The sequence below is a fragment of the Massilia arenae genome (assembly GCF_008014745.1).
Classification (GTDB): domain Bacteria; phylum Pseudomonadota; class Gammaproteobacteria; order Burkholderiales; family Burkholderiaceae_D; genus Telluria; species Telluria arenae.
Window position 1 is genome coordinate 1 of record NZ_VPFD01000036.1, and the last position, 25,022, is coordinate 25,022.

A 25,022-nucleotide genomic window follows, 5' to 3' on the forward strand; every position below is an offset into this window, starting at 1 on the left:
AAAACGCCCGTCCTCGCGCTCAAGGAATGGCAACAGAAGCGACCTGAGTTATTCGTTAAACGCGTTTATGATCAAACGGGACTCGACAGCCGTTGGAGACGTCGAGCTCGTAGGCCCTCACCTTGATCCCGTCCGTCTCCTGGCCGGCCAGCCAGGCGTCGCGGCGCCCATTCTGCGGCGAGTGTGTCGCCGCCACCAGGAACCCTTCCGCATGCAGGCGCCGGCACAGCGCCGTGCCCAGCCCACCCATCCCCCCCGTCACCAGCGCTACCCGCTTCTCGGATACCCGCCTCTCTTGCCTTGCTACCGTGTCTCCTGCCATGTCTCACTCCTATTCTCGTTGGCGCCGATGGCGCGACTGCGAGCATCCGAGTGTAGGGAAACGACAACAGTAGGTTGTTGATTAGGATCAAGTGTGAACGGGGCAAAGCCCATGTGCAAAGAGCAGCGCAGCAAACACGGTGCGCCGCATCTCGATGGTTCAGGCGATCACGTCGGGCCTGCTGCTGGGATCGAAATCGGCCCAGTCGCCGCCGACGATATTGCCCTGGGCCCGCTCGATGTGGTGGGCGCCCAGCTGGCGCAGCAGATCGACGGCGCGCGCCTGCAGGTCGGGGTCGTCGAAGGCGACCGCCACCAGCATGCCGGCCGTGCGCGGCGGCACGGCGTTCTCGCCGCCCTCTTCGGGCTCGCCCCGGTCTTTCATCTTGCTGAAGCTGAACAGCGAGCCGACATGGCCGCCCACCAGCCCGCCGACGATCGGACCCAGCGGTCCGGTAACGGGCGAGGTGGCGGCGCCCACGGCCACACCGACGGCGCCGCCGGTGGCCACGCCTTTCACCACGCCTTCTGGCGCTTCCTTGGCGCCCGGCGACTGGAGATGGTCGCCGCCGATGGGCGTCATATCGTGCTGGCCGGGCTGGCTCAGGTAAAACCCGCTGATGCGGTCGGCATCGAATCCGGCGTCGACCAGCGCGTCACGCGCACGGTCGACGTCGTCCTGAAGCTGGAAACGTCCTGCGATGATGGTGGACATCGGCGATTCCTCCCGTTATATGGCTAATAAGTGGCAAATCCGGTAGCTCAAGCGTACGCGGGCCGCGTCCGCCGCTCTGTACGCGATCGCACGCTGCTCATTGCCACCGATATAGCCACGCCGGAGCCGCTGCTACCGCCACTGTCCATAGACCACCCCATAACTCGGCGGTTCCGCCACCGGCGGCGGTGGAGCGCTCTGCCATTGACGTGGATCGATCCGGTAATACTTGAGGAATTCCTCATACAGGGCCGGATGCTGCGCCGCCAGCTGGTGCGGCTGCTCGAAGAAGCTTTCGGTGGCCACCGCGAAGAACTCGGCCGGATTGGTCGCGCCATAGTGGTCGAGCACACCCTGCATGCCCCACATCGCCTCGTGGCGCAGGTTGGCATAGTCGCGCGACAGGACTTCGGACCAACTGCGGTAGCGCTCGCTGCTACCCAGGTAGGGGGCGCCATTCGTATTGCCCGACTCGCTGTCGAGCTGGTGGGCGAATTCGTGCAGCACCACGTTATGGCCGGCCGTCTCGGCATGGCCGGCGCGCCGCACATGGTCCCACGACAAGATCACGCGCCCATCGCCCCACGATTCACCCAGCAAGTCCTGGCGTTCCTCGGTCACCACTCCCGACACGTCGACCTGCTTGCGCGGCGCCAGGAAGGCGCCGGGATAGACCAGGATCAGGTCGAGCGTGGGATAGATGGCGGGCTTGCCGGTGTCTGCGACCCGCCCCAGCAGCAGCAGGCAGGCCTGGCCCGCGATCGTCACCCGCATCTCGTCGGTGACGTCCAGGCCGGCGCAGCCGACGAATTTCTTTTCGTGCAGGAATTGCTGGACCATGCGTTGCAGGCGCCGGCGCTGCCCCTCGTCCATCGCGCGATACTGGGCGAGGTTACGCGCCAGGATGGCGGCATGAGAGGCCGGCAAGGGCCGCGCCAGCGCCTGCCGCAGGCGCCACTTCGGCCACAGCCAGGCCGCCAGCACGGCCAGCCCCACTGCGCCGACTGCGATGGCTTCCATGGTCAAGCCTTGCCGGCCAGCCAGGCTTGCACCTCGTCGGCGCCGCCGATCAGCTCGCCGCCGACGAAGACTTGCGGCCAGGTCATGCGTCCGGTGACGCCGCGCAGGACGATGGTATTGATCTTCTGGTCTTCAGAGATCTCTGTGTAGTGGATATCGTTGTCGCGCAGCGCCTGCTTGGCACGGGCGCAATGGGGGCACCCGGGACGCGAGAACATGACGACCGGTTCCGGCACTTCGGCATCCGGCGCCAGGTAGGCCAGCATGGTATCGGCATCCGATACCTCGAATGGGTCGCCTTCGCGCTCCGGTTCGATGAATATCTTGTCGATCACGCCGTCGCGCACCAGCATCGAATAGCGCCATGAGCGGCGGCCGAAGCCCAGCTCGCGCTTGTCGACCAACATGCCCATGCCCTCGGTGAAATCGCCATTACCATCCGGAATGACCGTGATATTGGCGGCGTCCTGGCCGGCCTTCCACTGGTTCATCACGAAGGCGTCGTTGACCGAGACGCACAGGATGTCGTCCACGCCATGCGAACGCAGCACTGGCGCCAGTTCGTTATAGCGCGGCAAATGGGTCGAGGAACAGGTTGGGGTGAAGGCGCCCGGCAGGGAAAATACGACGACCGTGCGCCCCTTGAACAGCTCGTCGGAACTGAGATCACGCCATTGGTCGTCGGGCCTGGCCTTGAAGACCACGTTCGGGATTGCTTTGCCTTCCAGCGATTCGGCACTCGGTAACATCGTCACTCCTATCTGGTTGAACCTGCCGGCTGAGCGGCTGCATTGCAGACAAGTGAGGATTATTGACCGGTTTTCAACACGAGAGTTGCAATAAGTTGCTCACCCGGATGGCCCAGCGGGGCGTGCCCATAAAAACAAAGCCGCGCATAAAGCGCGGCAAAAATGACGACAGCGATCGTCGAACCGGAGTCGCTGCGGGTCTCTACCGCAGCGGCCCCGGGCGCGCACTCAGGCGCGTTCCTTGGCGGTGACGGCGTTCTGGCCTGGCGCCGGGCCGAACAGTGCTGCCACCAGCGGGTCGCGGGCAACCGGGCTACGGTTCACGCGGATCGCGTAATGGGTGTCATCGGCCAGGATGTGGAAATGGCGGCCGCTGCCGGCCATATTCTGTTCGCGCAGGCCTGGTCGCTCCTTGCGTGGGGCGGCGCCTTCGCGCTTCGGCTGGCAGATCGCGGCCAGGAAGGCCTTGACGCGTTCTGGATCTGGCGAGATCTGGTACACGGCCTTGCCCAGATAGGTGGCGGTGCCTTCGATATAGCGCGCCAGTTCGATCACGCCGGCTTCGCGCAGGTCGCGGATGTACTTGCGGGCGCCCGACGGCGAGAATTTGAGGAACCAGGCGATCTCGTCGGCCAGCATTTCGTGGCTCGACAGTTCATTGATCAGCTTTTGCATGTTTTCGATGCGACGCTGGGTGGCCGAGGTCGAACGCACACGCTCGATCGGGGCCAGCGAAATCGGGGCGCGCTCGGTCGGTTGTGGTGGGACGCGCTCGATCAGCGCCGAATTGCTGGAAGTGTGCACTGCGCCGGTTTCGCCTGGTACCGCGTTGTGCTGAGTCGTTGCATGCATATCGATGAGCTCCAATATAGAGAGTGAGACTGTGTGGTCCGGGTCGCTGTGTGTCGTATGACACCCTGACAACATCTCGGTTCCGCTTAACTGGACTCAAGATTGCCTGCATCAGACATCATGGTCTGTGCGCCATCCAACATTCGACAACATTCCCAAAAGCATTCTTTACCCGCCCCCCCTCCCGGCGCCCGCCGCTGCAAAAAACTTCCTCTCCCTTTTGGCGAACATGCGCGCATGACATGGCGATGTCAGAATGTCATGTAACATACCTAATATGAATATGTCGACATGACAGCCGGGTGACGGCCCGCGCGCGTCGCATGCCCGCTCTATACATGACAACGTCGTTACAGTTCGTTTCATCTTGGAAATGTGGAGTTTTTACCACTGTTGTAAAATCGCACTGCCATTCCACGTTGGGTGCGCTACCGCACCGAGCATACGGAACTTGCACTGTTATTCTTTATCCAACATCGCTGCTGACGTATGCGTTGTCATCAACTTTTAACCTACGGGAGTTACCTGTGAACAATACCAAGAAGATCGCCCTGGCTGCTGCGCTGCTGTGCGCATCCAGCGCCACCCTCGCCCAAGAGCTCAACCCGTCGTGGTACATCCAGCCAAGCGTCAACCACGTGAAGCCGGATGCCGACTTCGGCGTGGATGATCGCGACACCGGTGGTGGCCTGAAGTTCGGTAAGGCGGTCCACCAGAACTGGGATATCCAGATCGGCGCCAGCCAGACCCGCTTCGAGCAAGGCCAAAGCGAGTATCGTCAGACCCTGCTGGGCGTCGATGCCCTGCTGATGCTGAGCCGCGATCGCTTCCGTCCGTTCGTCCTGTTCGGCCTGGGCGCCGAGCGTGACAAGGTCAACAACCCACTGCGCAACGTCGAGAAAAACTCGCCGTACGCCACCGTCGGTATCGGTTTCCAGGCCAGCCTGACCCCGCAATGGTCGCTGCAAGCCGACCTGCGCACCGTGCGCGGCTTCCTGCGTGATGACGAAGAATTCGGCTTCAAGCGCAGCAACAACAAGATGCTGACCGTCGGCCTGAACTATGCGTTCAACCCGCCACCAGCGCCACCGGCACCGGCTCCAGCTCCAGTGGTCGAGGCTCCGCCTCCAGCACCGGCGCCAGTCGAACCGCCACCACCACCAGCACCGCGTTTCCAGAAAGTGACCCTGGAAGCCACCAAGCTGTTCGCCTTCGACAAGGCTGAAGTGATCACCCCGGCGCCGAAGCTGGACGAGATCGCCGCTGCCCTGCAAGCCGACACCTCGGTCACCAACGTCGAAATCACCGGCTACACCGACCGCCTGGGCAAAGAGTCCTACAACCAGAAGCTGTCGGAGCGTCGCGCCAACGCCGTGCGTGAATACCTGGTCGGCAAAGGCATCGACGGCAACCGCCTGCGCGCCATCGGCAAGGGTGAAGCCAACCCACTGGTCGAGTGCCAGCAGAAGAACCGCGCCCAGCTGATCGCTTGCCTGGAACCGAACCGTCGCGTCGAAGTCGACCAGATCACGGTCGAAGTGCCAGTGCAGCAGTAATTCCTTAGGCGGCAACGCTTATTCGAGGGGGCTTCGGCCCCCTTTTCATTTGGAGGATGGGATATGGCAGTTAAGAAATGGTTCCCTTACACGCACCAGATTCTGAAAGTCCTGCGCTGCGCGGTAACGGAATGGCTGGACCACCGTGCCTCCAGCAAGGGCGCAGCACTGGCCTTCTACACCCTGTTTTCGCTGGCGCCGATCCTGGTGCTGGTGATCGCCGTCGCCGGTTTCTTCTACGGCGAGGAAGCCGCGCAAGGCCAGTTGCTGGCCGAGCTGCGCGGGCTGCTGGGTGCGCAGGGGGCGGACACGATCCAGGCCATCCTGGCCGGCGCCCAGAACAAGGAATCGGGCCGCTTCGCCACGATCGTCGCCACCTTGCTGCTGATCGTCGGCGCGACCACCGTGTTTTCCGAGCTGAAGGACAGCCTGGACGAGATCTGGGGCCTGCCGGCGCCGGCCGACGCCGGCATCTGGAACACGATCCGCACCCGCCTGCTGTCGTTCGGCATGGTCCTGGTGCTGGGTTTCCTGCTGATGGTGTCCCTGGTCGTCAGCGCCGCCACCACGGTGGCCGAGAAGTTCATCACCGGTGTGTGGCAGGAAGCCGCCATCGTCATGGGCTGGGTTGCCTCCGGCATCGGCTTCCTGGTCATCGCCACCCTGTTCGGCGTGATCTACAAGCTGCTGCCGCGCGTGCGGCTGTCGTGGAAAGACGTCACCATCGGCGCGCTCGGCACCGCCGCAATGTTCACGCTGGGTAAGTTCGGAATCGGGCTATACATCGGCAACAGCGGCACCACCGACAGCTTCGGCGCCGCCGGTTCGCTGATCGCCCTGCTGCTGTGGGTGTATTACTCGGCGCAGATTTTCTTCCTGGGCGCCGAATTCGCGCGCCAGTACGCCTTGCAAATGGGTAGCTTGCACAACAAGCCGAAGGAAATCACGGGCGTCGAACCGAAGGCCAGCACCGCGTAAGGCATTGTGGGGTGGGAGGCCGCGCCTTCCACCCTGCCCGGTTTATTCTCCCAGTAGCTCCGACACCACTTCCATTCCCTCGACCCGCTCGGCCACCACCTTCAGCACCATCACTACCGGTACGCCGAGCAGCAAGCCCCAGACGCCCCATAACCAGCCCCAGAACAGCAGGCTGACGAAGACCGCGGCCGGATTCATGCGCGCGATCTTGCCGGTCATCCAGGTGGCCACGACCATGCCGACCAGGGTCGCGATCGCCATCGAGGCGCCGGCCACCAGCATCACCATACTCAGGGTCTCGTACTGGAGGAAAGCCGCCATCCCGGTCGCGACCGTGATCACGAGGGGGCCGAAGTACGGCATCAGGTGGGCCACGCCGGCGAAGGCGGCCCAGGCGCCGGCGTTCTCGAGACCAATCAGGCGCAGCGCGCCCCACATCAGGAGGGCCAGCAAGATATTGGTCACCAGAAGCATGAACATATAGCTCTGGATCGAGGTATTGATGTCGTCCAGGATATGGACTGTGACTTTCTTGCGCGTGAGCGAGGGGCCGGTGAGCTTGACCAGCTTGCGCTTGAAGGTGTCGCCCGCCAGCAGCAGGAAGAACACCAGGAACACGACCATTGTCGCCTGCGACATGAAGGCGGCCAGACTCATCGAGCCGGCCAGCACCCAGTCCATCACGCGGATCGGCGAACTGGCTGCGGCGGCCGGCGGCGGATACTGGCGCCGCTGCTGCGCCAGGCGCTTGGCATCGGCGCCGACATTGCTCGCGGCGCGTTCGATCTCGGCCGCCGCCGCCTGCATCTGCTGCAGGGTCGAGCGCTGGCCGCTGGTATTGGTGAGGATGCGCGTGACCTTATGGGTCAGCGTCGGCAACTCGTCGAGGATATTGAAGAATTCGCCCTGCAACCGATACAGGGTGCCCGCCATCGCGCCCACGATCACGGCCGTGACCAGGGTGGCGCCGATGATGCGCTTGATGTGCCAGCGTTCGAGCCAGCGCACGACGGGATTGAGGGTGTAGGCGATCAGGATGCCGAGCAAGAGCGGCACGAAGAATTTTTGCGCCCACTGGAGCGCGAACACGAAGGCGATGGTGGCGAGGATGCCGAGCGACAGTCCGCGCGCATTGACGTGCAGCGGCACGCGCATGCCGCCGATGTGCAAGGCGATGTCGTCGCCGCCCCCGCGCGCGTCGGCGCGGGCGGCGTCGCCAGGAGGGGCGGCTGGTTCAGGCGAAGGGTTGGATGCTGCCGGCGTGGCCGGATCGGTTGGTGCTAGCTGCATGGTATGCCTGAACGAGATGCCGGGCCGCCCCGGCTAAGCGCATATTATTTCACACGGATGTCGTTCTTGACCGAAGTCACGCCCTTGACGCCACGGGCGATTTCGACGGCGCGCTGGGCATCGCGTGGATCGGCCACGAAGCCCGACAGCTGGACGTCGCCCTTGAAGGTTTCGACGTTGACTTCGCGTGCCTTCACGTTCGGGTCGTTGACCAGGGCGGCCTTGACCTTGGTGGTGATCACGGCGTCGTCGACGTATTCACCGGTGCTCGACTGGTTAGGGGTCGACGAGCAACCGACGGCGGTGATGGCGACGGTGGCGACGAAAGCGGCGGAAATGAGGTTCTTGGCGATTTTCATGATGGCTCCTTATTGATTAATCATGGTGGTGCAATACCCTTGCGGGCGGGTTGGGCGGCGCCGGCAATCCGGCCCGCGGGTTCTTTATTTGCCGTATGCCGTCCGGGTGGTGCTGACGCACCCTTCCTTGACGTCACCGGCGAAGGCATCGCACTTCTGCAGTGCGACGCGGTATTCGGCGTCGATCCTGGCGTCCTGCGCTTCCAGACGTGCCTCGATCGCCTTGCGGTCGGCCCGGGCATCGGCCTGGCTGGCCACCAGGGTGGCCTTGGCCTGGCGTTGGCAGACGTCGCGGTCGTTGCCGAGCGCGGCGCTGCAGCGCGTCTTGTCGCGCTCGTAATAGGCCGAGGCGATGCGCATGCGTGCCTGGGTATAGGCTGCCAGCGTGTTCTTGTGGGCGGCGCCCGCTTCTTCTTCGACGCGCACGCGGGCGGCGCGGGCGTCGGCGACGCAGATCTCGTGCGGGACACCAGCCAGCGCATCGCAGCGCGCCTTGGCGGCGTCGTAGGCGGCTTCGGCGGCGTCCATCGCCTGTTGATAGACGGTCTTCGCCTCCGGCGCCGGCAGCTGGGCGACAGCCTGGCCGGCCCAGCCGAGCGCTGCACCGATCAGGAGGAGTACGTGTGACGTCTTCATTATTTTTGTTCTCCATTTGTCAACATTGGAGACATCTTTACATGCCGCGCACCCGGTTTCTGTTCGGTGCCGAACACAACTAGCAGACTCTTAGCGTACACATATAGATGAGCAGATATAGAACAAGCCGATCGACTGAAAGCGGACTGCGTCGGTCAACTTTTTGCCAACCGGAATAGTGATAGCAGCAGGCTCTACCCTCGAAGCAAGGTGGGTGCGGCAACGCACAGACCCTCGCCGGCCACCTGACTATTCTGGACTCATACTTTTGTCAGGAGAACAACATGAATGCTAACCGTAAATTTATCGTCGCCTTACTGGCGACCGGCGCGCTTCTCACTGGCTGCGCCAGCAACAGCTCCCAGCCCTACGGCAACAACGCTGGATACGGCTCGGGCGGCAGCACCGCCTCGGCCGGCTATGGTGTGATCGAATCGATCCAGGTGGTCCAGGGCGAGAACCGCACCAGCGGCGCCGGCGGCGTACTGGGCGGCGTGGTCGGCGCACTGGCCGGCAGCCAGATCGGTAGCGGCGGCGGTCGTACCGCGGCCACGGTGGCCGGCGGCCTGGCTGGCGCCGTCGTTGGCAACAACGTCGAGAAGAACCGCAATGCCCCGGGTCCGGAGATGTACCAGATCAATATGCGCATGGATAACGGCGAATACCGCGCCGTGAACCAGGACAGCGCCTACGATCTGCGCGTGGGCAACCGCGTGCGCATCGTCGACGGCCGCGTCTACCGCTACTGATCCACCGGCATGAGACAGCTGGAGACAACCATGGCTACTCTCACCCGCATCGTGCGCGGCGCCTGCGCCTGCGCCCTGGCCGGCGCCGCCTACGCGGTTTCGGCCCAGGACCTGGCACAAACCGGCACCGACGCGACCGTCAACCCGACCGTCGCCCGGCAGCAGGCCCAGGAAATCGCCAAGGGCGACCCGCCGCGCTGGTACCGCGACGATCCGGCGCAGCAGACGCTGCGCAAGGAACTCGGCGCAGCGCTGCAGGAAGCGCAGAACACCTGCCGCAAGGCGCCAACGGCCGAGCGCAAGTCGTGCATGCAGGACGCACGCGCGACCTGGCAGCGCGAGACGGCGCAGCTCGGCAAGCCGATGCCACGGCAATAGGCAGGACAAGCATCGACGAAAGCGGCCATTCCGATGGCCGCTTTTTTTCGTCTATTTCTTTTTACGCCGCGGCGGCAGCGGATACACGTCGGCCACCAGCGTACTGTCGCCGATCTGGCGGCTGGGCGAGGCCGCGTCGTGCACCACCAGCAGCCCTTCTTCGCGCCCGTCCTGGCTCGAGAACAGCGACATGCCTTCCGGATGGTCGACGCCCTGCCCGAACGGCAGCGCCAGCACGTGTTCCAGCATGTCCCGGCTCACCGCCGAGGCTTTGTCCGGCCGCGCCCCGCCGGGCCAGCGCAGCACCGTCACCGGACCATCGAGGTCCATCGTCGGCCCAGCCAGGATCAGGAGATCCTTGCCATCCACGCACAGATCGCGGATGCCCAGGCCATCCAGGTCAAGAAAGTGCTTTCGGTACAGGGCGCCCTCCTCGTCGAGCGCCGCCAGCCGTAGCCACCCATCTTCGTCATCGTCGACCGGCGCCACCTCGACGATCGCGGCCCAGCCGCGCAGCACCGGGCCGCGCAGGCCCAGCAGCACATGCTTGCCGGCCAGGGCGATGCCCTCGATATCGAAGCCGTTGTCCTTGCCCGGGATGGCCAGGAAGGGACCGAAGTGCTCGTCCTGGCGCAGCAGCGCCGTCAATTGATTTCCGTGTTCGTCGCCGCGCAGCAGCGCCGCGCTGCGCCGCTTGCCCTTGTGCTCCGCCTCCTTCTGCAGCGTGAAGCCGCCATCCTGCTTCACCAGCGGGATACGCGCCAGCAGGTAGCGGTTGCCGTCGGCGCTGACGGCCGCCAGGCGCTTGTGCGAGCGTCGCACGCCGTCGCCCTGGTCCGGCCGTTTGCGGCGCAGGCTGTGCGAGCCGGTCACCCACAGGTAGTCGCCGTCGCTGGCCAGTCCCTCGATATCGGCTTCGTTGATGCGCTTGCTCCCCTCGTCATGCGGCGGCAAAGGCAGTTGCAGGAAGTCGTGCAGCGCGAACTGATGGTGTGCGCGCGCAAAACTGGTCTTGCCGCGGCTATCCTCGGCCGCCAGCGTCAGGCGCTCGATGCTGAGCGACTCGTCATTGGCCAGCCACAAGGTATCGCCCATGCGCAGGGCCACCGACAGGCCGTTGCGCAACTCCTTGTCGGGGCTGAGGTCATCGCGTTCGGGATGGAATTCGAGCAGGACGATATTGGACGGATGCATATTGCGCCTCGCGATCGGTTTTGACGCCGGCATGACCCCAAGCCTGCGCGCGGCGCGTCAACCGCCAGCCGCGGCGTGCGTTATAGGGTGCAGCCGACAAAAAAAAGACGGCGTCCAATCCCCGATTGCGACGCCGCTCAAGCCCCACCATATTCTGTACAACACAATCCGCCCTGCCGTTCTTGATGGCGGCGCGATCGCTCATAGCCATGTTGCAACTGCATGGTCCAGCCCGTGCGCCAGCCAGCGGTTGCCGCAAGACCCCTTGCGGCAACGTCTGGAATACAGCTTACCCTTATTCTGGTATTTGCTGCGCTCGTTTGCGATTGACGTACCAGCCCAGTGCGCCCAGCACCAGGGCGGCGCCCGCCGCCTGCTTGCCCAGCCGACGCTGGCGCACGAAATTGATCACGCCCAGCGCATATGGCAACAACACCGACACATTGGTTCCGGTTGGCTTGAGCATGGCATCGGCCCGGGCACGCAAGGCCCAGGTGGCGTGATCCATCGCCGAGTGCAGCATGACTTCGGGCTTGATGCCGTACTGGATGCTGGCCTTGGCGTGCGCCACGCCTGCTCGGAAGAACTCGCCTTCACGCAATAGCTCAGCCTTGCGCACCGCCGGATCCAGGCTATGCTGGTGACCGGCCAATCCTGTCGTTCCATTCTGATTCTGCATACCTTCTCCCTTGGTGAACGCTTACAGCAACATCTCGCGGTCGTTCTTGAGTTCTTTCATCGTCGCCGGGAAGGCCAGCTTGTTCTGCTTGAGCAGCGCAAGGCCTTTCGTCACCAGCACCGCCGTGATCAGGGCGAACACCGCGAACATGATCAGCAGGATGGTCCAGCCCATCGACTCCCAGGCCAGCGCGACCACCGTCATCGCGCCGAAGGCGACGGCGAACCAGACCGCCAGCACCGCCGCAGCGAAGATGGCCAGCAGCTCGATCACGTGATTGCGGATCTCGGACAGCTCGAGCGCCGCCAGTTCGACGCGCGAGACTGCCAGCCCGAACAGGCTCTTGAACAGGCTCGATATGCCGCTGATGACACCAGGGTTATGTACGATCGCTTCTTGTTTATCCACGTCTATTCCCCCGGCGTTAATGTTTGCGGCTCAGCAGGATGCCAAGCAGCACACCGACGCCGGCCGCGATCGCCATCGTGCGCCACGGATTGTCCTTAACGTAGACATCGGCCGTGTGGGCCAGTTCCTTGCCCTTCTCCACGGCCTGGGTCGGCAGCAGGCTGGCGCCACCCAGGGCGCGGTCGAGCAGCTCCATGCCACGTGCGCGCAGTTCCTCGGCCTTCTCGCCGGTCAGCGAAGCGGCCGCGGTCAGCATCGACTGGGCATCGCGCACCAGCGCCTTCATGTCGGACTGGGTCGCATAGGTGCTGCCGCTGATCGGGTGCATGCTGCCGTTGGTGTTGCGGGAAGTTTCAAGCATGTTCTACTCCTGTCACTGAAAAATCATTGGAAAACCGGCCGCGGACAAGCCGGGGCCGTGACCCTGGCCCGGCTTGTCCGCGGCTGACGACTCACGCCATCAGGTCGCGCAGGTCGTCGGCATGCTCTTCTTCCATCGCCATGATGTCGATGAGCATATTGCGCGTGGTCGGATCCTTGTCGCCGATCGCCGCGATCATCTGGCGGTAGGACTCGATCGCCACCCGTTCGGCGATCAGGTCGGCCCGCACCATCGCCTGCACGTCGTCGGACTCGTCGTACTCGGCATGGCTGCGCGCGGTGAACGTGGACGGGTTGAAGTTGGGCGAGCCGTTGAGCTGCACGATGCGTTCGGCGATGCGGTCGGCGTGATCCTGCTCTTGCTGGGCGTGCTCGAGGAACTCGGCCTTGATGTGGCCCGTGTTGGGGCCGGCCACCGTGTAGTAATGGCGCTTGTAGCGCATCACGCACAGCAGTTCGGTGGCCAGGGCGTCGTTGAGCATCGCGATGACCGCTTCGCGGTCGGCCTGGTAACCCTCGGTGACGGCGCCGTCGTCGAGGTTGGCTGCCGCGCGGCGGATCGCCTCGATGTCGAAGCCGTGTGCCAGGTTGTTCGTCTGTTCCATGGTGTTTCCTTAATCAGTGTTCAGTGTGGTTCAACGCATTGCTGCGCGTGGGGGAATCTGCGCGCCATCGTTGGACAGCACGATCTCGACGCGGCGGTTCTGCTGGCGGCCGGATGCGTTGTCGTTCGACGCCACCGGGAATGCCTGGCCATAGGCCTTCATCGAGATGCGGTCGCGCGGCACGCCCATTTCGCCCAGGGCGCTGGCGACCGCGTTGGCGCGGCGCTGCGACAGGTCCTGGTTGTAGCTCGCGCTGCCGGTACTGTCCGTAAACCCTTCGACCAGCACCGTACGGTCCGGGTTCTCGCGCATCACGTCGGCCAGCTTGCGCAGGGTCGACATTCCGTTCGGATTCAGGTTCGCCTGATTGGTGGCGAAAAGCACGTCGCCGATCGTCACCACATAGCCGCGCTCGGTCTTGACGGCCTGGATGTCGTTCAGCAAGGCTTCCAGGTGGGCGGCGCGCTCGCTCAGGGCGGCGTTCTGCTGCTGGGCGGCCTGGGCCTGCGCCTGGGCCTGCTGGGCGGCGGCGGTGGCGGCTTCGGCCTCGCGCTTGGCGCGTTCGGCTTCGGCGGTGCGCGCCTCGAGGCGGACCTGGTCGCGCTGGCGCCCGGCATCGGCGATATTGGCTTCGGCGGCCTTGGCCTTGGCGACTTCCTGCGCGGTGGCGATGCGCTGCTTGGCGACATAGGCCAGGCGGTCGACGTCTTCCAGGCTTTCGCGGCGATGCGCGGCCTGGTTGGCCTGGTCGAGCGCTTCGCTGGCCTGCTTGAATTCCATCGGCGCGTAGGTCGACACTTGCGGATTGTTGTTGGCGCTGACGAAGTCGGCGCGCGCCTGGTCCAGGGTCGCGGTGGTCACCGGGGCGCTGGCGCAGGCGGCGGCCAGCACGGCGGCGGCCAGGATCGAGACGGCGGATTTACGGTTTTTCATGTTCTTGTTCCTCTTCTTGTTGGAGCGCCGTTCGACGGCGCGGACTCATGCGTTAAATGCGAACCTCGAAGGTTTTGTATTACTGGCTGTTGGCGCGGTCGACTTCCTCGCGCAGCACGCGCAGGTCTTCGTTCAGCTGGGTCGAGGCGGCGGTCGCCTTGGCCGATACGGCCTTGCTCTGGGCCAGCTTGGCATCGGCCTGGGCCTGGACCGCCAGTTCGCGCGCCAGCTTGTAGTCGCGTGCGGCCAGGGCCTGGTTGGCGCGGCCCATCTTGTCGCGGGCGGCGCTGATCTCGGCCGGCGCGAGTTCGGCGGCGCCTGCCGACACGGCGTTCTCGACCGCGTGGCGCGATACCGCCACGTCGGCCGTCGCAGGGGCCTGGTCGGGGCTCGCGCATGCCGTCAGTGCCAGCACGGCTGCGGCGCAGCTGAGGCGAAGCCCGGTCATCGTTTGATGTTTATTCATCGCATATTCTCCTGGGGAAGTGTTGTAGAGAACGTTATAAACCTGTTATGTCCGGCACTCAGTTCGTTGACGCACATTGATTTCGGCGCTGTCACCGTTTCGTGTGGAATTGCGTGAACTGCTGAGGCCGTCGGCGTGCACCGCAATACGAGCGTCAGATGGCGCCACCGCTTTCTTCACCTCAGCAAGCATGACCGGCCCAGCAGTCTGAGCGGCATTGCCGAAGCGGACGAACTGTTCCTGCTCGAATCGCAGAAAGGATCGCGCCGACTGACCCGACCGGCGCGCAAGCGCGGTGGTGTCGCGACGAAGCGCGGCATCTCGAAGGAGCACGACTGCGTCCTGGTGGCGCGTGACCGCGACGGTCGCACCTTCGACTTCGTGCCAGGCCGGGGCGCGGTCACCAAGGCGCAGCTGCATGCGCATTTATTGCCGGTGCTCGAAGCGGACATCCTGCTGGTCACCGATGCGCACACGGCGTATCGGGCTTTCGCCCGCGAGGCCGGCATCAACCACGAAGCCGTCAGTCTGCGTCACGGCGAGCGGGTGCGCGGCGCGGTGCATGTCCAGAACGTCAATGGCTACCATCGGCGCTTTCGCCAGTAGCTGGCGCGCTTCAACGGCGTGGCATCGCATTACCTGCCCAACTATCTGGGCTGGCGCTGGGCCGTGGATGGGGAACGCATCGATTCGCCGGAGACATTGCTGCGAGCGGCATTGGGCAGTTTCAACACTAAACGATGACAGCGCCTTGATTTCCACAGGAGCCGAACAGCGCACGCGACAGGTGTCGGGTGAAACAACCTGTAACAACACGGCGCGCCGATTGTGTGTTGCCGAACAGATCAAATTAGCAACGGACTCTAGTCTTGAGCCAAGTCACCGAGAAAACGACATACCCGAATGAACGGATCAAGCATCAAGCGTTATGCAAGCATTCCAGTCCTGCTGGCCTTCCTGGCCTGCGGACCGCTGGCAGGTTGTGCCTCAGGCATTCCCGGTTTCGGCAGCATCGAAACCGTCAATGACGAAGCCATCAGTGCCGGCGTGCGCAGCGCCATCAGGCTCGATCCGGAACTGACGGTTTCCGATCTCGATGTCGACACGTACCAAGGTATTGTCCGGCTTAGCGGCTTCGTCAGCTCGGCCGACAGCGTAGCCGCGGCGGCCTCGGTCGCGCGAACCGTCAAGGGCGTCAAATCGGTCAGGAATGACCTGCGCCTGAAGTAACCCCACCAAAGGAGATCATCATGAAAACCATTAAATCGCTGGTAGTGACCGCAACCCTGGCAACCGCCGCCTTCGGCATGGTCGGCTGCTCGAACATGTCGAAGCAGGACCGTAACACCGCCATCGGCGCCGGCGCCGGCGCCGTGCTGGGTGGCGCTGTGAGCGGCGGCAGCGCGCTCGGCACCGTGGGCGGCGCGGCCGTCGGCGGCGTGATCGGCAATCAGGTCAAGACCACCAACTGATCGACGCCCGCGTCCGACAGCAAAACGCCCGGCTTGCCGGGCGTTTCTACTTGGCGACCGGCATGGCGCCGGCTTCCCTGACGATCGCGTAGCAGCTGCAGGCCGCCGCGGCCAAGCCGGCGGGATCGAGGATCTCGATATTACCGCGGCTGTAGTCGATCAGGCCCTGCTGCTGCAGCGCGCTGGCGGCCTTGGTGACGCCGACGCGGCGCACGCCGAGCGAGTGCGCAAGAAATTCATGGGTCAGGTGGAATTTGTCGGATTGCAGGCGGTCGCGCGTGACCAGCAGCGAACGCGCCAGCCGCGCCTCGTGCACGTGGAAGCGGCTGCAGACGGCGATCTGGATCGCCTGCGCCAGCAGCGCATCGGTATACCGGTACAGCACCTTCTGCAGCGCCGGATTGCGTTCGACCTCGCTGCGAAAGCGTGCCCCATCCATGCGGCTGGCGTTGCCGGCGCGCTGGACCACGGCGCGCACCTGGGTCGTGTCGTGGCCCAGTGCGGTGGTCACGCCCAGCATGCCTTCGCGTCCCACCTGGCCGACCTCGAGCGTCATCCGTCCTTCGGCCACACCCAGCAGGGACACCAGGCAATCGTGGGGAAAATAAATGTGCTCGATCGGATCACCGGCTTCGCACAGCACCTGCCCCGCCTCTACCCTGACCTGGTCCAGCATCGGCACCATGCGCGCCATCTCTTGCGACGGCAATGCAGCCAGCAGCAGGTTGCTGCTGCAATCGGTAACGGGCGGATGGACGGCAGAATTCATTCTTTCCTCAGAGAAAATTGTAAGGATCAGTACGCAGCGCAAGCCGGATACGCCCCGTTCCAGATACATTTGCAAACAATTTCAGCCAGCGTAACCGTCGCCCCATGAGCGAGTATGTACGGTGACGCACGGAAGCTCGGGTTGTTCCTGACGACAATCATCGTACCGAGGCGTCAACGCCATACGAAAGGAATAAAGATGAATACGCCCCCACACAATCCTGTCAAGAACCGCACCCATCCACTACTGCTGCTGGCCGCGGCCGCTGTTGTACTGTTCAGCCTGGTCGGCACCGCCGCCATCATGGGCTGGCTGCCCTCGTCCACCGGCGGCACCGCCAACCGCCAGCTGACCGAAGCCGACCGCCAGGCCCTGGCGTCCACCCTGCCGCAGGACGTTCCGCAGCAGGCGCCGGGCTACGCCGCCTATCCAGGCGCACCGCTCGCACCGGCTCAGCAGGCACAGCAGCAGGCCTATGCGCCGGCGCCGGTGCAAGCACCCGCACCGGTCGCCGCGCCAGTCGTGGCGACGCCCGTCAAGGAAAGCAAGCCGACCCAGGTCGCCGCCAATGAGCGCAACTGGTGCGAGAGCTGCGGCAATGTGGAATCGGTCCGCACCATTACCCAGCGCGCCGAAGGCAGCGGCCTGGGCGCCGCCGGCGGCGCCGTCATCGGTGGCCTGCTGGGCAACCAGGTCGGCGGCGGCAATGGCCGCACCCTGGCCACCGCGGCCGGTGCGATCGGCGGCGCCGTGGTCGGCAACCAGGTCGAGGGCAATATGAAGGCCACCACCAGCTACGAGATCCGCGTGCGCCTGGACGACGGCACCCTGCGCACCTTCCGCCAGAACAGCCAGCCGCAATGGCGCAGCGGCGACCGCGTGCGCATCGTCAAGGGACGGCTGCGCTCGGTGGCCTGAATCCAATGGCCTGATCCACTCAGGCTGCATGGCTAGCACATGGCCGGGATTGCGCAAGCGTCCCGGCCAAACTTTTTCCTGAGTGCAATGTGCGCCAACGCACGGAATTATGGATGAGCTGCCCCGACAATCGAATCACGCTGAAACGAAAAGCGGGACACCATCAACCGTGGGAGAAGCGCATGAACAGCATGGCGTGGATCGGCATTATCGTCTGGGGAATCTTACTGACTCTGTTCGGCCTGCTGTCGGCCGGGCCGGCGCCCGATGGGAACGGACACCTGCAGCCGCAGGACATCGTGTTCCTGATCGCAGGTGGCTTGCTCACCTGCCTGATCGGCTGCACCGGCCTGGTGGGCATGATGGGCTGGATCCCCGGCTTGCGAAAACAAAAAAGTTGCGTTTAATGTACGTTATCGAACGGTACGCGACTGTTGGCAACTACATACTGGAATCACAGCGCAACCGGCGCAAACAGTAGAGGAGAAACCACCATGTTATATACCATCGCTGTCGTTCTCGTTATCCTGTGGCTGCTCGGCCTGGTGACTTCGTACACCATCGGCGGCTTCATCCACATCCTGCTCGTCGTCGCCGTCATCATGATCCTGGTGCGCCTGATCAGCGGACGCGGCATATAGCAGTAGAATGACAAGTTCCACTTGTCGCAGTACCCCAATCCGTTTCGCGGTCGCGCCTGTAACGGCGTGACGACGAAACGGATTTTTTACTTAAGGAGTTCCACAATGCAGAAAAACTTCATCAAAACCACCGCCGCCATCGCCATCGTCGCCCTGACCGCCACCGGTTGCGCCGACATGTCCACCACCCAGCGCGGCACCGCGACCGGCGCTGGCATCGGCGCCGGCCTGGGCGGCCTGATCGGCGGTACCACCAGCGGCGGCGGCGGCGGCCGCGTTGCCGGCGGCGCAGCCATCGGTGCTGCCGCAGGCGCCGTGATCGGCAACATCTGGTCCAAGCGAATGGAAGCGCAGAAGCAGCAGATGGAACAAGCCACCCAGGGCACCGGCGTGCAAGTCACCCAGACCCAGGATAACCGCCTGAAGCTGGAAATCCCGAGCGACATCTCGTTCGACACCGGCCGCTCCGACATCAAGGGCAACTTCCAGCCTATCCTGCAGCGTTTCGCCCAGACCCTGCAAGAGAACCCGAACACCAACGTCGTCATCATCGGCCACACCGACAGCACCGGCAGCGATTCGATCAACCAGCCGTTGTCGGTCGACCGCGCCTCGCGTACCCGCGACTACCTCGCCGGCCGCGGCGTGAACCCGAACCGCATCACCATCGAAGGCCGCGGCTCGCGCGAACCGATCGCCTCGAACAACGACAACGCGGGCAAGGCACGTAACCGCCGCGTCGAGATCTACGTCGCCGAACCTGCGCGCGGCTGATCGCTCTCCCCCACTAACGACAAAGGCCGGCAATGCCGGCCTTTGTCATTTCCGGTGCAACTTGCTTATGCCGCTTCGGTGAATGCCAGGTACAGCTCGCGCGCCTGGCGTGCGACCGGGCCCGCTTCGAGCGTGCGGTCTTCGTAACGGGTACACGGCGTGACCTTGCCATAGTTACCGGTGCTGAAGATCTCGCGCGCGGTATTGAGCTCGGTGGCCTTGACGCTGCGCTCTTCGACCTGCACGCCGGCCTCGGCCAGCAGCGCCATCACGCGCGCACGGGTGATCCCCGCCAGGAAGGTGCCGTTCAGCGCCGGCGTCACCACCTTGCTGTCCTCCGTCACCAGGAACAGGTTCGAGGCCGCGAATTCGGCCACGTGGCCTTCGGCGTCGAGCATGATGGCCTGGTCGAAGCCGCGCTCTTTCGCTTCGCGCATCGCGCGGGTCGAGTTGGCGTACAGGGCCGAGGCCTTGGCGTCGGTCGGCGCCATATTCGGCTGCGGACGGCGCATGGTCGACAGGCAGGCCGAGAAACCGGTGAACGGCGGCAGCGGTGCATCGAACAGGGTCAGCGCGAACTGGCTTTTTTCGGCGACCGGAATCAGGAAGCCTTCGGAACCAAACACCAGTGGACGGATATACAGTTCGGCATCAGGCGGGAACCTGGCCACGCCTTCGCGCACCAGCGCTTCCATCTCTTCGACCGTCAGCGGGCAACGCAGACCCAGTTTCTCGGCGGACGTGATGACACGCTCCAGGTGCGGACGCAGGTCGGGCAGCTTGCCGCGGATCGCGCGCGCGCCGTCGAACACGGACGAACCGAGCCACAGGCTGTGGTCCATCGCGCCATACAGGGGGGTATTGCCTTCGGCCCACTGGCCGTTGTAATAAGTGAGGTACATGGTTGCCTTCTACATTGCTGAACCATGGCAGTGTATAGGGTCTGGCGCGGGCGCGTCCAGACCCGCGGCCGCGCCGCCTCGCCTACTTCGCCTCATCCAGGAAGTAAGGCTTGCGCTCGAAGCCGATGTGATACACGAGCGATTGCATGATGACCTCGTGGCCGCCGATATCGCGGACGCTGACATTCTTCTCGAGGCCGAGGATGCGTCCGCGCGGCGTCGAGGCCAGGCAGAGGTTCACCAGGTCCATCTGCGACTGGATTTCGGCTTCGCTACGCATCTGGTCCGGATTGTCGTTGCCGACCACGATGCGCTTGATGAAGCGGAAGTTCGCGAGTTCCAGGGGGTTGTTCAGCATGATGTTCCTCTTTCATCGACATGGTGGAGTTCGGTCACTTGCGGCCCAGGCGCTCGATCATGGCCATCACGGCCTGCATCTGCGGGGCCTGTCTGGTAGCGAAAGCCCAGTCTGGCTGGTGACCGTTCGAATAGCCCCAGAAGTCCCAGCATCCCCTGGGATTGAACGGTATACCTCTGGAGTTGTGTACCTGCGGATACAGCACGATCAGGCGGTTGGCGTCGGCGAAGCCGTTATAGCCTGCGCCCCGATAGAAGCGGCTGCCGACCTCGTGCGCACCCTGGCGGCAACCGTGGAAGGCGACGTGCACGGCGCAACCGCCATCGCGGCAGGCGTCCGGCACGTAGACGTATGCCTCGTCATCCATGCTGCTGCGCGGGTTGTTCAGGAATTCGCTCTGGTCGAAGCGGATCAGCATGCCACGGGCGCTGCCGTCGACCGCGCCCGTTCGTTCCGGATACAGGTGCCGCAGCACGTCGTGCGCCTGCACGAAACCGCAGTTGTTCATGTAGGGCATCCCGGTCGTCCCGCACGGCGGATCGTCCGGGTTGTCGGTGCTGATCCCATGGCCGGCCTCCCGACTGAAGACATACCGGATGTTGGCTGCGGGCGCACCCGCCAGCCGATAGAACTCCGCCACCTCCTCGACCACCATGGACTTGACCGTATCGTCAAGGCCGCCGGTGGCCGCGTAGATGCGCTGTCGCTGCAGGTTCCCCGTGGAATCGATACGACCATCCACGGCGAACCGCATTGCATTCTGGTAAGAGACGCCGCCATTGGCGCCGACCGCCCTGGAGAACGGCATCATGCAGGTAGTCTGCGCAACCTCGATCAAACTGCCGCTCTGATAGGTGCCGGCGCAGTAGAACGGGCCACCGCCGATGACGCCGACACCCACGATCCGGCTCGAATACGCGACCGCGAGCTGGGCCGCCATGAATCCGCCGGCGCCCAGGCCGGACACCGAGGTCTGGGCCAGATCGGCGCCCAGGGACGGCAGGGGCCTGTTCTCGGCCATGGCGGCACCCGCAAGCGCGGTCCAGGTCAACAGCGTCGACAAGATCATCCGTTTCACGTGTTCTCCTTGCGTTGATGGCGGCGCGCCATGGAATGAATACATGCTCCAAGGAAATACATTCGGGTGCAAGCACTATTTTTTCGGCACTGGCAAATATGCAACTGACGGCGGCGTCATCCACCGACTTACTGTTCGTTGCCACACCATATTTACCGGCCTCGTCGCGTACACTACGGCTTTCCAGTAGAAATTGTTTTCATGCTTGCTACTCTCGAACGGATCGATCCCTACAGCGACGACATCGACCTGCTGGTCGAGTTGGTCTGCCACCTGCGCCCGCGCCAGCGCTGGGTGTGGCAGGACGGGGACGATCCAGCCCAGGCGGTGCGCACGCTGACCCAGCTCCTGAAGGGAAATCCAGCCCAGGCCTGGGCGCTGCACCGCTACATCACGACCCTGCTCGAGAAGCGGCGGCACACCAGTCTTTACAGCGATATCGGGATTTTGTCGAACGACGGCTTCGTCACCGAGCTCAAGAGCCGCATCACCTACCGCTTCCTGCCGCCCGCGCTCGACAACCTGTATTTATCGGACGCGCTCGACCAGGTGCTGTATCGCGAGGACGACTACGAATGGATCCGCGCGGTCCCCGACGGCGACTGGATGCAGCTGTTCGACGTGATCGCCAATGCCCCGCCGATGGACGACAGCGCGCCCGGCCGCGCGCGCGTGGTCACGCTCAAGGGCCTGCTGGACGCGATCCGCACCCTGTCCTGCCGCATCTGCGCGCTCGGCCTCGAGCCGCGCCTGGTGCACAGCTACAGCCAGATCGAAAATTTCGATTCGCCCTTCCTGATGCAGAACATCGAGGCCAACCGCTACCTCGACGAATACGCGCGCTATCTCGCCGGCGAGCGCGAGCGTCCCGACGACGCGCGCCACCTGCTGGTGATGCTCGACCAATGCGAGGACGTGGTGCTCAAGATCCGGCGCCTGGCGCTGTCGAACGGCACCAGCATCGCCCTGACTTACCTGCTGGTGGCGGTGCAGCAAAGCATCGACCGCCTGCAAAAGCTGCTGTTCCTGGTCGATGTGACAGACGAAAAGGGTTCGACTCCCTCGCCCGCCCCCGCCTCGGCCCATGAAGTCATGGACGAGCTGGTCATCGACGGCGAGGTGCTGCCGCCAGTGGCGCCGCAAGCCGACAAGCCGGGCCAGCTGGCACTGCCCGATTCCCCGCTGCTCACCCCGCGCCAGCACGCCGCGATCTCGCTGGCCGAAGAATTGATCGAGGCCCATAACACCAAGTACCAGGTCAGCGGCCTGGTGCGCGACAATGTGCACCTGCTGGCGCGCAACGTCACCGAGAACGCCAGCCGCACCGGCGAGCACTACATCGCCGAAGACCGCAAGGACTTGCGCAAGATGCTGTGGTCCTCGTCCGGCGCCGGCTTCATCGTCGGCTTCATGGCGCTGTTCAAGATTCTGCTGGGTTACCTGAGGACGCCGCCGCTGGTCGAGGCCTTCCTGTTCAGCATGAACTACTCGCTCGGCTTCGTGCTGATCCACATGCTGCACTTCACGGTCGCCACCAAGCAGCCGGCCATGACGGCCCAGCGCATCGCGGCCTCGCTGCACCGCTCGGCCACCGGACGCGGCATCGACGTCGACAAGCTGGCCGAACTGGTCAATAAAGTGTTCCGCACCCAGATGGTGGCAGTGCTCGGCAACGTGCTGGTGGCCTTCCCCGTGGCCTGGGCGATCGCCGAGGGCGTGCGCTGGTACACCGGCCACCACCTGGTCGACCCGATCAAGGCGCTGCACCTGCTCAACGACATCGACCCGCTGCACAGCCCGGCCCTGTTCTACGCCGCCGTGGCCGGCGTCTGGCTGTTCGTGGCCGGCCTGATCTCGGGCTACTACGACAACAAGGCGCTGTACACGCGCATGGGCCAGCGGGTGCAGCAGATCCGCGGCCTGCGCCGCCTGCTGGGCGCCGAGCGCACGGCGCGCCTGGGCCGCTATGTCGAGGACAATCTCGGCGGCCTGATGGGTAACTTCTTCTTCGGCATCCTGCTCGGCACCACCGGCACCATCGGCTTCCTGCTCGGCCTGCCGATCGACATCCGTCACATCACCTTCTCGGCCGCCAACTTCGCCACCGCGCTGGTGGCGCTGGACTACGGCATGAGCTGGGCCCAGATCGCCAATGCCACCGCCGGCGTGCTGATGATCGGCACCGTCAACCTGCTGGTGAGCTTCGGCCTGGCGCTGTGGGTGGCGCTGCGCGCCCGCAAGATCGTCTTCAAGCGCTGGATCCTGCTGGTGCAGGCACTGGGCCGGCGCTTCGCCTATTCGCCGGTCGAATTCTTCCTGGGCCCGCGGCATCGCCAGTTGCCGCCGCCCGATACCGTCTCCTCGAGGGGAACAAAATGAACAAGAAGCGCTTCGCCGCCTGGTTCGGCTTCATCGGTTTCGTCTGCGTGGTCGCCTCATGCAAGGCCCTGCCCGACCGCAGCACCATCGCCGGAGCGCCCGACAAGGCCGTGCCCACCGTCGCCACCCAACGCGGCGAGATGAAGGACGGACAGGCGGCGGCGCTGCTCAAGCGGCGCTGGGCGCGCGCCTCGCCCGACCTCAAGCAACTGGCGGTGCTCGAAGAGCAGGCGACCGGCGTGCCGCTGATCGCCGGCAACCAGGTCTCGCTGCTGTTCGACGGTCCGGCCACGATGCGCGCCATGATGGAGGCGGCGAAGAATGCCAAAACCTCGATCAACCTCGAGACCTATATCTTCGACCACGACGAGATCGGCACCCAGTTCGCCGAGATCCTGATACAGAAGCGCGCCGAGGGCGTGACCGTCAACATCATCGTCGACGGCGTCGGCACCCTGTCCACACCGAAGGAGTTCTTCGAGCGCCTGCAGCAGGCCGGCATTAACGTGCTGGTGTTCAATCCGGTGAACCCGACCAAGCGGCCGGGCAAGTGGGCGCTGAACAACCGCGACCACCGCAAGATCATGATCGTCGACGGCAAGGTCGCCTTCACCGGCGGCATCAACATCAGCAGCACCTATGCCAACAGCTCGCTGTTCCGCTCGAACAAGCGCGCCGGCAAGGTCAACGAAGAAGACGTGGGCTGGCGCGACACCCACATCAAGATCGAGGGACCGGCCGTCGGCGCCCTGCAATGGGCCTTCATCGACAACTGGGTGCACCAGGACGCGGGCGAGCTGCCCGCGATCGAGTACTTCCCCAAGCTCGCCCCGGTGGGCGAGAAAGTGGTGCGGGTGCTGGCGACCTCGCCCGACCGCGATTCGGAAATCTATAAATCGCTGGTGCTGGCGATCAGCGAGGCGAAGAAATCGATCCACCTGACGGCCGCCTACTTCGTGCCGGACCAGCAGATCGTCGACGGCCTGGTCGCGGCGTCGAAGCGCGGGGTCGACGTGCAGCTGGTGCTGCCGGGCGTGTCGGACCACGACTTCATCAAGTATGCGGGCGAGTCGTTCTACCACGAGCTGCTGGAAGGCGGCGTGCGCATCTTCCAGCTGCAGGTGGCGGTGCTGCACGCCAAGACCACGGTGATCGACGGCATGTGGTCGTCGATCGGCTCGGCGAATATCGACCGCCGCAGCTTCATCCACAACTACGAGGTCAATGTGGTGGTACTCGATCCGCACTTCGGGCGCGATATGGAAGCGGCGTTCAGGGAAGACTTGCGCCACTCGAAAGAGATCAAGCTGGCCGACTGGAAACGTCGCCCGTGGGGCGATCGGTTGCGCGAGATGATGTCGAGGTTGACGGAGTACTGGATCTGATGCGGGACCCCGCATCGATCACCACCGCATGCACGTCGTTTCCGCCCTCGCCGGGCGCCTTGGCGGGAACCCAAGCC

General features: G+C 64.3%; 30 protein-coding genes and 3 pseudogenes. 14 read left to right on the forward strand and 19 right to left on the reverse strand.

Annotation, left to right across the window (positions count from 1 at the left end; genetic code table 11):
- A pseudogene (locus FVD38_RS27295) lies at positions 1-126 on the forward strand (IS481 family transposase); the annotation flags it as partial.
- Positions 127-151: 25 nt separating this feature from the next.
- On the opposite strand, the pseudogene FVD38_RS27115 reads toward FVD38_RS27295, so the two are convergent.
- From FVD38_RS27115 to FVD38_RS23785, 5 genes and pseudogenes are all read right to left on the reverse strand, one after another.
- Positions 152-322: pseudogene (locus FVD38_RS27115) on the reverse strand (SDR family NAD(P)-dependent oxidoreductase); the annotation flags it as partial.
- Between the two features lie 159 nt (positions 323-481).
- Positions 482-1,036, reverse strand: a complete 555-nt coding sequence (locus FVD38_RS23770) for a hypothetical protein (RefSeq protein ID WP_147937074.1) — start codon at positions 1,034-1,036, stop codon at positions 482-484.
- A gap of 132 nt (positions 1,037-1,168) precedes the next feature.
- Entirely contained in the window at positions 1,169-2,056 is an 888-nt protein-coding gene (locus FVD38_RS23775) for a M90 family metallopeptidase (protein ID WP_147937075.1), read from the reverse strand.
- 2 nt (positions 2,057-2,058) lie between these two features.
- Entirely contained in the window at positions 2,059-2,805 is a 747-nt protein-coding gene (locus tag FVD38_RS23780; protein WP_123069576.1) for a glutathione peroxidase, read from the reverse strand.
- Positions 2,806-3,033: 228 nt separating this feature from the next.
- Positions 3,034-3,657, reverse strand: a complete 624-nt coding sequence (locus FVD38_RS23785) for a winged helix-turn-helix domain-containing protein (RefSeq protein ID WP_147937076.1) — start codon at positions 3,655-3,657, stop codon at positions 3,034-3,036.
- Positions 3,658-4,184: 527 nt separating this feature from the next.
- Here FVD38_RS23785 and FVD38_RS23790 point away from each other — a divergent pair.
- Together FVD38_RS23790 and FVD38_RS23795 are read left to right on the forward strand one after the other, a co-directional pair.
- A complete protein-coding gene (locus FVD38_RS23790; RefSeq protein WP_147937077.1) occupies positions 4,185-5,213 on the forward strand; it encodes an OmpA family protein in 1,029 nt (342 codons plus the stop codon).
- A gap of 63 nt (positions 5,214-5,276) precedes the next feature.
- On the forward strand, positions 5,277-6,191 hold the full coding sequence (locus FVD38_RS23795) for a YihY/virulence factor BrkB family protein (RefSeq protein ID WP_123069573.1): 915 nt from the start codon (positions 5,277-5,279) through the stop codon (positions 6,189-6,191).
- A 42-nt stretch (positions 6,192-6,233) separates the two neighbouring features.
- Here FVD38_RS23795 and FVD38_RS23800 read toward each other — a convergent pair whose 3' ends face one another.
- The 3 genes from FVD38_RS23800 to FVD38_RS23810 form a co-directional block, all read right to left on the reverse strand.
- The gene (locus FVD38_RS23800; protein WP_147937078.1) at positions 6,234-7,481 is read right to left on the reverse strand and encodes an AI-2E family transporter; all 1,248 of its coding nucleotides are present in this window, start codon (positions 7,479-7,481) and stop codon (positions 6,234-6,236) included.
- Positions 7,482-7,525: 44 nt separating this feature from the next.
- Positions 7,526-7,840, reverse strand: coding sequence for a BON domain-containing protein (locus FVD38_RS23805; protein ID WP_147937079.1), 315 nt, complete (start codon positions 7,838-7,840; stop codon positions 7,526-7,528).
- Between the two features lie 84 nt (positions 7,841-7,924).
- Positions 7,925-8,476, reverse strand: a complete 552-nt coding sequence (locus FVD38_RS23810; RefSeq protein ID WP_123069570.1) for a hypothetical protein — start codon at positions 8,474-8,476, stop codon at positions 7,925-7,927.
- A 284-nt stretch (positions 8,477-8,760) separates the two neighbouring features.
- On the opposite strand from FVD38_RS23810, the gene FVD38_RS23815 reads away from it, so the two are divergent.
- Both FVD38_RS23815 and FVD38_RS23820 read left to right on the forward strand, forming a co-directional pair.
- Complete coding sequence (locus FVD38_RS23815) at positions 8,761-9,225, forward strand: outer membrane lipoprotein (protein ID WP_147937080.1); 465 nt, start codon at positions 8,761-8,763, stop codon at positions 9,223-9,225.
- Positions 9,226-9,255: 30 nt separating this feature from the next.
- Complete coding sequence (locus FVD38_RS23820) at positions 9,256-9,603, forward strand: hypothetical protein (RefSeq protein ID WP_147937081.1); 348 nt, start codon at positions 9,256-9,258, stop codon at positions 9,601-9,603.
- A 51-nt stretch (positions 9,604-9,654) separates the two neighbouring features.
- Here FVD38_RS23820 and FVD38_RS23825 read toward each other — a convergent pair whose 3' ends face one another.
- From FVD38_RS23825 to FVD38_RS23855, 7 genes are all read right to left on the reverse strand, one after another.
- Positions 9,655-10,797, reverse strand: coding sequence for a DUF3616 domain-containing protein (locus FVD38_RS23825; RefSeq protein ID WP_147937082.1), 1,143 nt, complete (start codon positions 10,795-10,797; stop codon positions 9,655-9,657).
- 295 nt (positions 10,798-11,092) lie between these two features.
- Positions 11,093-11,476 carry a hypothetical protein gene (locus FVD38_RS23830; protein WP_147937083.1) on the reverse strand — a complete coding sequence of 128 codons (384 nt, stop codon included), beginning with the start codon at positions 11,474-11,476 and terminating at the stop codon, positions 11,093-11,095.
- 21 nt (positions 11,477-11,497) lie between these two features.
- Positions 11,498-11,884, reverse strand: a complete 387-nt coding sequence (locus FVD38_RS23835; RefSeq protein WP_147937084.1) for a phage holin family protein — start codon at positions 11,882-11,884, stop codon at positions 11,498-11,500.
- Positions 11,885-11,900: 16 nt separating this feature from the next.
- Complete coding sequence (locus FVD38_RS23840; RefSeq protein ID WP_229414938.1) at positions 11,901-12,245, reverse strand: ElaB/YgaM/YqjD family protein; 345 nt, start codon at positions 12,243-12,245, stop codon at positions 11,901-11,903.
- A 91-nt stretch (positions 12,246-12,336) separates the two neighbouring features.
- Positions 12,337-12,870 (reverse strand): ferritin-like domain-containing protein, encoded by a 534-nt coding sequence (locus FVD38_RS23845; protein ID WP_123069565.1) that lies wholly within the window; start codon positions 12,868-12,870, stop codon positions 12,337-12,339.
- Positions 12,871-12,900: 30 nt separating this feature from the next.
- Complete coding sequence (locus tag FVD38_RS23850) at positions 12,901-13,803, reverse strand: OmpA family protein (protein ID WP_147937085.1); 903 nt, start codon at positions 13,801-13,803, stop codon at positions 12,901-12,903.
- Between the two features lie 79 nt (positions 13,804-13,882).
- On the reverse strand, positions 13,883-14,269 hold the full coding sequence (locus tag FVD38_RS23855; protein ID WP_147937086.1) for a DUF4398 domain-containing protein: 387 nt from the start codon (positions 14,267-14,269) through the stop codon (positions 13,883-13,885).
- A gap of 120 nt (positions 14,270-14,389) precedes the next feature.
- Here FVD38_RS23855 and FVD38_RS23860 point away from each other — a divergent pair.
- The 3 genes and pseudogenes from FVD38_RS23860 to FVD38_RS23870 all read left to right on the forward strand — a co-directional run.
- A pseudogene (locus FVD38_RS23860) lies at positions 14,390-15,013 on the forward strand (IS1595 family transposase); the annotation flags it as partial.
- 159 nt (positions 15,014-15,172) lie between these two features.
- On the forward strand, positions 15,173-15,499 hold the full coding sequence (locus FVD38_RS23865) for a BON domain-containing protein (protein ID WP_147937087.1): 327 nt from the start codon (positions 15,173-15,175) through the stop codon (positions 15,497-15,499).
- A 20-nt stretch (positions 15,500-15,519) separates the two neighbouring features.
- Positions 15,520-15,741: a YMGG-like glycine zipper-containing protein gene (locus FVD38_RS23870; protein ID WP_123069561.1), complete on the forward strand. Its 222-nt coding sequence runs from the start codon at positions 15,520-15,522 to the stop codon at positions 15,739-15,741.
- 46 nt (positions 15,742-15,787) lie between these two features.
- On the opposite strand, the gene FVD38_RS23875 is transcribed toward FVD38_RS23870, so the two are convergent.
- The gene (locus tag FVD38_RS23875; RefSeq protein WP_147937088.1) at positions 15,788-16,510 is read right to left on the reverse strand and encodes a Crp/Fnr family transcriptional regulator; all 723 of its coding nucleotides are present in this window, start codon (positions 16,508-16,510) and stop codon (positions 15,788-15,790) included.
- A 198-nt stretch (positions 16,511-16,708) separates the two neighbouring features.
- Between FVD38_RS23875 and FVD38_RS23880 the strand changes: the two genes are divergently transcribed.
- The 4 genes from FVD38_RS23880 to FVD38_RS23895 all read left to right on the forward strand — a co-directional run bounded on the left by FVD38_RS23880 (position 16,709) and on the right by FVD38_RS23895 (position 18,843).
- Positions 16,709-17,428, forward strand: a complete 720-nt coding sequence (locus tag FVD38_RS23880; RefSeq protein WP_147937089.1) for an outer membrane lipoprotein — start codon at positions 16,709-16,711, stop codon at positions 17,426-17,428.
- A 113-nt stretch (positions 17,429-17,541) separates the two neighbouring features.
- On the forward strand, positions 17,542-17,835 hold the full coding sequence (locus FVD38_RS23885; RefSeq protein WP_229493965.1) for a hypothetical protein: 294 nt from the start codon (positions 17,542-17,544) through the stop codon (positions 17,833-17,835).
- Positions 17,836-17,922: 87 nt separating this feature from the next.
- Positions 17,923-18,069 (forward strand): lmo0937 family membrane protein, encoded by a 147-nt coding sequence (locus FVD38_RS23890; protein ID WP_005671362.1) that lies wholly within the window; start codon positions 17,923-17,925, stop codon positions 18,067-18,069.
- Positions 18,070-18,174: 105 nt separating this feature from the next.
- The gene (locus tag FVD38_RS23895; protein ID WP_123069557.1) at positions 18,175-18,843 is read left to right on the forward strand and encodes a YiaD family glycine zipper/OmpA-like lipoprotein; all 669 of its coding nucleotides are present in this window, start codon (positions 18,175-18,177) and stop codon (positions 18,841-18,843) included.
- Positions 18,844-18,908: 65 nt separating this feature from the next.
- Here the strand turns inward: FVD38_RS23895 and FVD38_RS23900 are convergent, their stop codons facing one another.
- The 3 genes from FVD38_RS23900 to FVD38_RS23910 form a co-directional block, all read right to left on the reverse strand.
- Positions 18,909-19,745 (reverse strand): branched-chain amino acid aminotransferase, encoded by an 837-nt coding sequence (locus tag FVD38_RS23900; protein WP_147937090.1) that lies wholly within the window; start codon positions 19,743-19,745, stop codon positions 18,909-18,911.
- A gap of 82 nt (positions 19,746-19,827) precedes the next feature.
- Positions 19,828-20,103 carry a hypothetical protein gene (locus tag FVD38_RS23905; protein WP_147937091.1) on the reverse strand — a complete coding sequence of 92 codons (276 nt, stop codon included), beginning with the start codon at positions 20,101-20,103 and terminating at the stop codon, positions 19,828-19,830.
- A gap of 34 nt (positions 20,104-20,137) precedes the next feature.
- A complete protein-coding gene (locus FVD38_RS23910) occupies positions 20,138-21,124 on the reverse strand; it encodes an extracellular catalytic domain type 2 short-chain-length polyhydroxyalkanoate depolymerase (protein ID WP_187271691.1) in 987 nt (328 codons plus the stop codon).
- A 258-nt stretch (positions 21,125-21,382) separates the two neighbouring features.
- On the opposite strand from FVD38_RS23910, the gene FVD38_RS23915 reads away from it, so the two are divergent.
- Both FVD38_RS23915 and cls read left to right on the forward strand, forming a co-directional pair.
- Positions 21,383-23,560, forward strand: coding sequence for a site-specific recombinase (locus tag FVD38_RS23915; protein ID WP_147937093.1), 2,178 nt, complete (start codon positions 21,383-21,385; stop codon positions 23,558-23,560).
- Positions 23,557-24,945, forward strand: coding sequence for a cardiolipin synthase (gene cls, locus FVD38_RS23920; protein ID WP_147937094.1), 1,389 nt, complete (start codon positions 23,557-23,559; stop codon positions 24,943-24,945). Before FVD38_RS23915 ends, cls begins: the two co-directional genes overlap by 4 nt.
- Positions 24,946-25,022 lie beyond the last annotated feature (77 nt).

Bases quoted from the DNA above. Each gene is read 5' to 3' on its own strand.
- FVD38_RS23770 (WP_147937074.1), bottom strand. From the start codon at position 1,036: ATGTCCACCATCATCGCAGGACGTTTCCAGCTTCAGGACGACGTCGAC.
- FVD38_RS23775 (WP_147937075.1), bottom strand. From the start codon at position 2,056: ATGGAAGCCATCGCAGTCGGCGCAGTGGGGCTGGCCGTGCTGGCGGCC.
- FVD38_RS23780 (WP_123069576.1), bottom strand. From the start codon at position 2,805: ATGTTACCGAGTGCCGAATCGCTGGAAGGCAAAGCAATCCCGAACGTG.
- FVD38_RS23785 (WP_147937076.1), bottom strand. From the start codon at position 3,657: ATGCATGCAACGACTCAGCACAACGCGGTACCAGGCGAAACCGGCGCA.
- FVD38_RS23795 (WP_123069573.1), top strand. From the start codon at position 5,277: ATGGCAGTTAAGAAATGGTTCCCTTACACGCACCAGATTCTGAAAGTC.
- FVD38_RS23800 (WP_147937078.1), bottom strand. From the start codon at position 7,481: ATGCAGCTAGCACCAACCGATCCGGCCACGCCGGCAGCATCCAACCCT.
- FVD38_RS23805 (WP_147937079.1), bottom strand. From the start codon at position 7,840: ATGAAAATCGCCAAGAACCTCATTTCCGCCGCTTTCGTCGCCACCGTC.
- FVD38_RS23810 (WP_123069570.1), bottom strand. From the start codon at position 8,476: ATGAAGACGTCACACGTACTCCTCCTGATCGGTGCAGCGCTCGGCTGG.
- FVD38_RS23815 (WP_147937080.1), top strand. From the start codon at position 8,761: ATGAATGCTAACCGTAAATTTATCGTCGCCTTACTGGCGACCGGCGCG.
- FVD38_RS23820 (WP_147937081.1), top strand. From the start codon at position 9,256: ATGGCTACTCTCACCCGCATCGTGCGCGGCGCCTGCGCCTGCGCCCTG.
- FVD38_RS23825 (WP_147937082.1), bottom strand. From the start codon at position 10,797: ATGCATCCGTCCAATATCGTCCTGCTCGAATTCCATCCCGAACGCGAT.
- FVD38_RS23830 (WP_147937083.1), bottom strand. From the start codon at position 11,476: ATGCAGAATCAGAATGGAACGACAGGATTGGCCGGTCACCAGCATAGC.
- FVD38_RS23840 (WP_229414938.1), bottom strand. From the start codon at position 12,245: ATGCTTGAAACTTCCCGCAACACCAACGGCAGCATGCACCCGATCAGC.
- FVD38_RS23845 (WP_123069565.1), bottom strand. From the start codon at position 12,870: ATGGAACAGACGAACAACCTGGCACACGGCTTCGACATCGAGGCGATC.
- FVD38_RS23850 (WP_147937085.1), bottom strand. From the start codon at position 13,803: ATGAAAAACCGTAAATCCGCCGTCTCGATCCTGGCCGCCGCCGTGCTG.
- FVD38_RS23855 (WP_147937086.1), bottom strand. From the start codon at position 14,269: ATGAATAAACATCAAACGATGACCGGGCTTCGCCTCAGCTGCGCCGCA.
- FVD38_RS23865 (WP_147937087.1), top strand. From the start codon at position 15,173: ATGAACGGATCAAGCATCAAGCGTTATGCAAGCATTCCAGTCCTGCTG.
- FVD38_RS23870 (WP_123069561.1), top strand. From the start codon at position 15,520: ATGAAAACCATTAAATCGCTGGTAGTGACCGCAACCCTGGCAACCGCC.
- FVD38_RS23875 (WP_147937088.1), bottom strand. From the start codon at position 16,510: ATGAATTCTGCCGTCCATCCGCCCGTTACCGATTGCAGCAGCAACCTG.
- FVD38_RS23880 (WP_147937089.1), top strand. From the start codon at position 16,709: ATGAATACGCCCCCACACAATCCTGTCAAGAACCGCACCCATCCACTA.
- FVD38_RS23885 (WP_229493965.1), top strand. From the start codon at position 17,542: ATGAGCTGCCCCGACAATCGAATCACGCTGAAACGAAAAGCGGGACAC.
- FVD38_RS23890 (WP_005671362.1), top strand. From the start codon at position 17,923: ATGTTATATACCATCGCTGTCGTTCTCGTTATCCTGTGGCTGCTCGGC.
- FVD38_RS23895 (WP_123069557.1), top strand. From the start codon at position 18,175: ATGCAGAAAAACTTCATCAAAACCACCGCCGCCATCGCCATCGTCGCC.
- FVD38_RS23900 (WP_147937090.1), bottom strand. From the start codon at position 19,745: ATGTACCTCACTTATTACAACGGCCAGTGGGCCGAAGGCAATACCCCC.
- FVD38_RS23905 (WP_147937091.1), bottom strand. From the start codon at position 20,103: ATGCTGAACAACCCCCTGGAACTCGCGAACTTCCGCTTCATCAAGCGC.
- FVD38_RS23910 (WP_187271691.1), bottom strand. From the start codon at position 21,124: ATGGCCGAGAACAGGCCCCTGCCGTCCCTGGGCGCCGATCTGGCCCAG.
- FVD38_RS23915 (WP_147937093.1), top strand. From the start codon at position 21,383: ATGCTTGCTACTCTCGAACGGATCGATCCCTACAGCGACGACATCGAC.
- cls (WP_147937094.1), top strand. From the start codon at position 23,557: ATGAACAAGAAGCGCTTCGCCGCCTGGTTCGGCTTCATCGGTTTCGTC.